5 protein-coding genes are annotated in these 5,058 nt (G+C 59.3%); all 5 read right to left on the reverse strand.

All coding sequences use genetic code 11. The features are described from left to right. Nucleotides 1-1,073, reverse strand: a 1,073-nt coding sequence (locus B5G42_RS17180) for a VirD4-like conjugal transfer protein, CD1115 family (protein WP_162611141.1), incomplete at its 3' end; no start/stop codon positions are given. After that, nucleotides 1,060-1,455: a PcfB family protein gene (locus B5G42_RS17185; RefSeq protein WP_087273053.1), complete on the reverse strand. Its 396-nt coding sequence runs from the start codon at nt 1,453-1,455 to the stop codon at nt 1,060-1,062. The genes B5G42_RS17180 and B5G42_RS17185, both read right to left, overlap by 14 nt. A 127-nt stretch (nt 1,456-1,582) precedes the next feature. Beyond that, nucleotides 1,583-2,293, reverse strand: coding sequence for an antirestriction protein ArdA (locus tag B5G42_RS17190; protein WP_087273047.1), 711 nt, complete (start codon nt 2,291-2,293; stop codon nt 1,583-1,585). A gap of 1 nt (nt 2,294) precedes the next feature. After that, complete coding sequence (locus B5G42_RS17195; protein ID WP_087273050.1) at nt 2,295-2,636, reverse strand: hypothetical protein; 342 nt, start codon at nt 2,634-2,636, stop codon at nt 2,295-2,297. Nucleotides 2,637-2,928: 292 nt separating this feature from the next. After that, on the reverse strand, nt 2,929-5,058 hold a 2,130-nt coding region (locus B5G42_RS17200), incomplete at its 5' end, for an S-layer homology domain-containing protein (protein WP_206406211.1).

Genomic DNA, 5,058 nt, shown 5'->3' on the forward strand with positions numbered 1-5,058 from the left:
CGGTCTCCGATCTTGTCCAGCTCCAGCTCGTCATAGGCCATGATCTCCCGGAGCTGGGGGATGTCAAAGGGGGCCAGACGAGCGCCGCAGGAGATCAAAATGCTCTTGGCCGTTTTGCCGCTGGCAAGTTTGTACTTCTTGTACTGCTTGACCGCAAAGCAATCCGGCTTGCGCTTTTCCAGCCCGGCGAACATATAATCCACCGCGTTCATGTAGTCCTCGTCGTTTTCCTTCACCTCCATGCCGCCGATCATGTCCACCAGCGTATTGATATTCCGGTCCTCCGGGGGTCCCTCAAAGATGATATAGGCGATCAGGGCGCAGTACAGCAGGGTCTCGGCCTTGGTCCAGAATGGATCACTTTCTTTGCCCTCTCCCTTGGTGTTGCTTATCAGGGTGTCCACGAACTTCAAAATGTCCGCCTCGTTGCGTACATAGGCCAGGGGGTTATAGTGCATGGACTTGGAAAAGTCAATGCTGTTGAACACTTTGACCTTGTACCCCTTCTTCCGCTGGAGAAAATAGCCCACTTGGGAGAGAGTGCCGCCCTTGGGGTCCACCACCACATAGGAGGAATGGGCCTGGAGCAACTGGGGCGTCAGCCAGAAACGGGTTTTGCCGCTGCCGGACGAACCGATCACACAGGCGTTGAGGTTGCGGGCGTTGGCCGGATTTTTGGGCCGGGTGTTCATGGTGAGCCGTTCCGTCCCGGTGAGGATCACATTGTTTTCAAACTTGGGATCGACAAAGGGCTCAATGTCTTTGGCTGTGCCCCAGCGGGCCGAGCCGTATTCCTCGTCCCGGCGGTACTTGCTCGCCTTTTTCGCCTTGGCATAGACCACCAGCCGCAGGATCACCGCTCCCACGATCCCCACCAGCCAATCAAAGGGGTGGAGCCCAGGGGCAAAGTCGGCAAAGGCCGGACCAATGGTCCGGCCCAGCCCTATGAGCTTATGGGCGAAGTCCGCGCCCTCGGCCAGCCGGTAGGCTGTACCGATCTTCAAGAACGCCCACAGGAAGAACAGGTAGGGCAGGTTGGGCAGAAGAACCTTCTTGATGTTACCGATCTTCACGCACCGCCTCCTTCACCCGTTCCTGCTCCCGCTGGGGCTGCTGCCGCACATGGGCCTTGGCCTTTTTGAGCTGTTCCAGAATGGGAACACGCCGGGACTTCTCCTTGCCCAACACCCGCTTGGAATACTCCGACATACAGGCGGTGATGGCGTCAGCCTGCTTGCCCTTGAAAAACAACAGATATTTGTCCGGCTCGGTCTGGTAAAAGGCGTAGTCCACATTCCATTTCCGGGCCACCCGGTCAAAGAGTTTCGGAGCGTCCACGGGGATGCTGCTGGTGGCCTCGCCGTGGGCCATAAGCTGCCGCACGGTCTGTCTGCCGTGGGGCGTCTGGTGGGAGCGGTGGGCCTTGCTGATTTTGCGGCCAGCCGCCCGGACGATATAGGCCAGCCCACGGGCGGTCAATTTGGACGCCTTCACAGAAATGGCTATGGTGCGCCGGGAAACATCTTCATCTACCAGTCAAATCCCTCCTTTCCGCCCGTATGGGACAAAGTGTCCCGAAGGTCTATCTGTCATCCCGCCCCGCCTCGGGGACGGGCTTGCTGTACTGGGCGGCCTTGTCGCTCACCTCCTTGTAGGCCGCCATCCGCTCCCGGATCGTAAGCTCCGGCATAGAAAAAACACGGTACTCGTCGGGAATGTCCTCCCGGTCAGAGTAGTGTTCAATGAAACTGCTGTTGTTATCGAACACATACCCATTGCCAGAAAAGCTGCCTCCCTCGTTGATACGGACATCCCGCCCGTAAGCCTCGTAGTCAATATAGTCAATCAGATGCTCCGGGATCGGAATAGCGTCAAACTCCTGGATATACATACGGCCCAGCTCCTCCTCGCTGGTAATGCCGGAATAGAACTCAAAGCAATCCAGGTTTTGGGTCAGATTGATGAGCTCTTTTACGCTGCCGGAATGTTCTCCGGTGTCCAGAACCGCCTCAAACTTCTCCAGATCGTTTTCATCCATTTCAGAGAGCAGAGAGGCCAGATAGTTGAGCTCGTCAATACTTTCGTACTCACCAAAGTTGGCATACAACTCGGGCATATCTCCGTCATAGTCGGTAATAAAGATTTCCTCATACCGCACGCCGTCGATGCCGATACGCTTTAGGAGCGCCTGTACCTCCTCGGTGGTTGTGGGAAATTTCAGATATTCCCCAACCAGCGCGCCCTCATTATATTTTCCCAAATTGGTGATGTACGCCTCAAAGAAAGCCGACATATCAGCGCCGCCCCTGGCCCTTGACAGACAGGATGCCGTCCAGGGTGGTGGCCGTGATCCCCAGGCGTTGGGCCACGGCGATGTCATTTTTCATTTCCTCGGTCACGACATGGCCGCAGACCACCAGCACCCGGCAGCGCCGGAGCAGTTCACGGCTCATGTCGATCCCGTCCTTGTGCTCTTGGGGCACCGGATCGTGAAGGAAAAGCGGGAGAAACAAGGTGGGACAGATAGGTGCATAGCCCGCCTCATAAACGGTCCGGCAGTAGCGGGCCGCCTGTTCTGCGTTCTCCGCTGTGGTCCCGTCCCACTGAGCTGTGATATACGCAAAGGGCCTTTTCAATAAGAATACCTCCACTTCATCAGAATTGGTCAACCCTATCCCCACGCCCTTTCCCTATCCAGGGAAAGGGGGCGGCTCTGGAGGATATACCCCCGCCGCGCCGCTGGAAATAGCGCAGCCAGGGCAGGCTGTAAAGGACAAGCCGCCGAGAACGGCGGGCGTTCCGCCCCTTGACTGCCCGGCCCTGCCCGCGCACGGATAATGGCGGCGACGGGGGATATACACCACCAGAACCATTTTTACATGGGAATCGGGCTCAGAAAGCCTTGGGACAAAATGTCCCGGAGCGGCGTTACTTCTGCCAGACCTCGGGATCGGCAGACACATCCGCCTCATGGTGGTTGGCTGCCTCCAGAATGTCATAGTAGGCCCAATAGTCCTTGGACACATCCGGGAACAGAATCAGTCCACGGGGGTTATCCGCAATATACTCCTGGTCGGCCTCGCGCCCCAGCAGGCGGTTGACAATGGTAACGACCTCGGCGCGGGTAATTTCATCGTCGGCGTGGAAGGTGCCGTCGCCGTAGCCCACTACCCAGCCATACCGGGCGGCGTCCTCAATGTAGCCCGCTGCCCAATGGCCGGGGGACACATCCCAAAAGCCGCCGTATTCCTCCATGATGGCGGGATCGCCGTCGCCATAGGCGTCAAAAAACCGCACCGCCATGGCCGTGAACTCGGCGCGGGTGATGGGCTCTTCCCCGTGAAACAGGCCGTCGGTGTAGCCCACGGCAATGCCGTAGCGGGCCAGATAGGACACATACCCGGCGTACCATGCGTCGGTGGGTACATCCGGGAAAGTGTTTTTTGTGGGGGCGGTAATACGCTCCCCGTTGCGCTGGGCCAGCAGGCGGGCAAAGATGGTGGCCGCCTCGCTCCGGGTCATATCCCGGTCCGGCCCAAAGGTGCCGTCGGTGTAGCCCACCACATAGGCCCCGTGGGTTTCCAGCTCCGCTACCTCGGGAACCGTCAGTTTGCCGTCCTCGTCGGTTTCTCCGGTTGCCTTCTGGTTCAGGTCGCCTTTAACGGTGACGGTCAAACCCTCCTGGGGCTCACGCTCCTGGTCGGTGACAGTGACGGTGATCCGGTTGTCCTCGTCCATGTCGGTGCCGTCCGGCAGGGTGACGGTGATGGTGCCGGTTTTTCCAATAGATACTCCGGCATCCTCGATGGGACGCCCGGTTTCGTGATCCTCCACCTTTACGGTCAGGGTCCAGCGGTCCCCGTCGGCATCCTCCCAGCCCACGGTGCCCTTGCCGTCCTCATTGGTGGTATCAGAGCCGCCGGGGACGGTGAGCTGACCGGCGGTGTCGGTCTTGCCGCTGCTGAAATTGTCGTTGCGGTCCGTGACGGAACTACCCATGTCCGCCACAGGGGACTTGTCCTTCACAAGCTGAACCTGGATGGTGGTCTGGTCGGTATAGTCCAGCAGGCGGCCAGAGGGCAAACGGATGGACAGGGACTCGTCCTCATGGAGCGTGACCGTGGCCCCGGCAACGGGGTTTTTGCTATCCGTGTCGCTGACCGTCACCAGATACCCGCCGACAATGGCCTCACCCTTGCTGTCCGTGGTGGCCTGCTTGTAGATTTTCTCGATTTCCGCAGTTTCCAGGGTTTCACCGCAGACTTCGCATTCCTGATGCTTGCTGCCTTCGCTGTCGGTGGTGGGCTCCTGGTCAATGATCCAGTCGCCGGGCTTGTGTCCGGCGGCGTCGGTGTAGTCACCCTTGTAAGTGTCGCCGCAGCGGGAGCAGATATAGGTAGTGTAGCCCATCTCGGTGCAGGTCGGCTCAGTCACAACGGTTTCATAATCGTGGCCCAGCGCATTTTCGATCACAGCGCCGCACTTGGTACAGAGCTGGGGCGTGGTGCAGGTGGCCGCCTCGCCGGGTACATGGCCCGCTGCCGCGTCACCCTCCAGGCGATGATAGCCGCAACGGACGCAGCGATACTCGATCAGACCTTCGCCGGTGCAGGTGGAGCCGGTGACTTCGGTACCCTCGTCCCAGGAATGGCCCAGAGGATCGGTGTAGTCCGTCACAAAGCTGGAACCGCAGCCCTCGCAGATATGGAGGGTCTTGCCGCCGCCCTCACAGGTGGCCGGGCTTACTTTGGCAACATAGTTGTGGGGCAGGGCCGCCGTAATGTCCTCGATGTGGCGCTCCCCGCAAATGGAACACTCTCGCAGAGTGTAGCCGGGGCTGGTGCAGGTCGCGGGAACAACGGTGGTGGAGAACTCATGCTCTCCTTTGGGGGTAGTGCTTTCCTGGACGGTGCCGCACCGCTCACAGATCTCCAGCACCTTGCCGGGAGCCTCGCAGGTGGCGTCCCGAATCACAACACTCTGGAACGCATGACCCAGGGCAGCCTCATAGTCCCGCTTTTCAATCTTGCCGCAGTCCACACACAGGTAGCGGTCATA

This window comes from Flavonifractor sp. An91 (assembly GCF_002159225.1).
Lineage (GTDB): Bacteria > Bacillota > Clostridia > Oscillospirales > Oscillospiraceae > Flavonifractor > Flavonifractor avicola.

Bases quoted from the DNA above. Each gene is read 5' to 3' on its own strand.
- B5G42_RS17190 (WP_087273047.1), bottom strand. From the start codon at position 2,293: ATGTCGGCTTTCTTTGAGGCGTACATCACCAATTTGGGAAAATATAAT.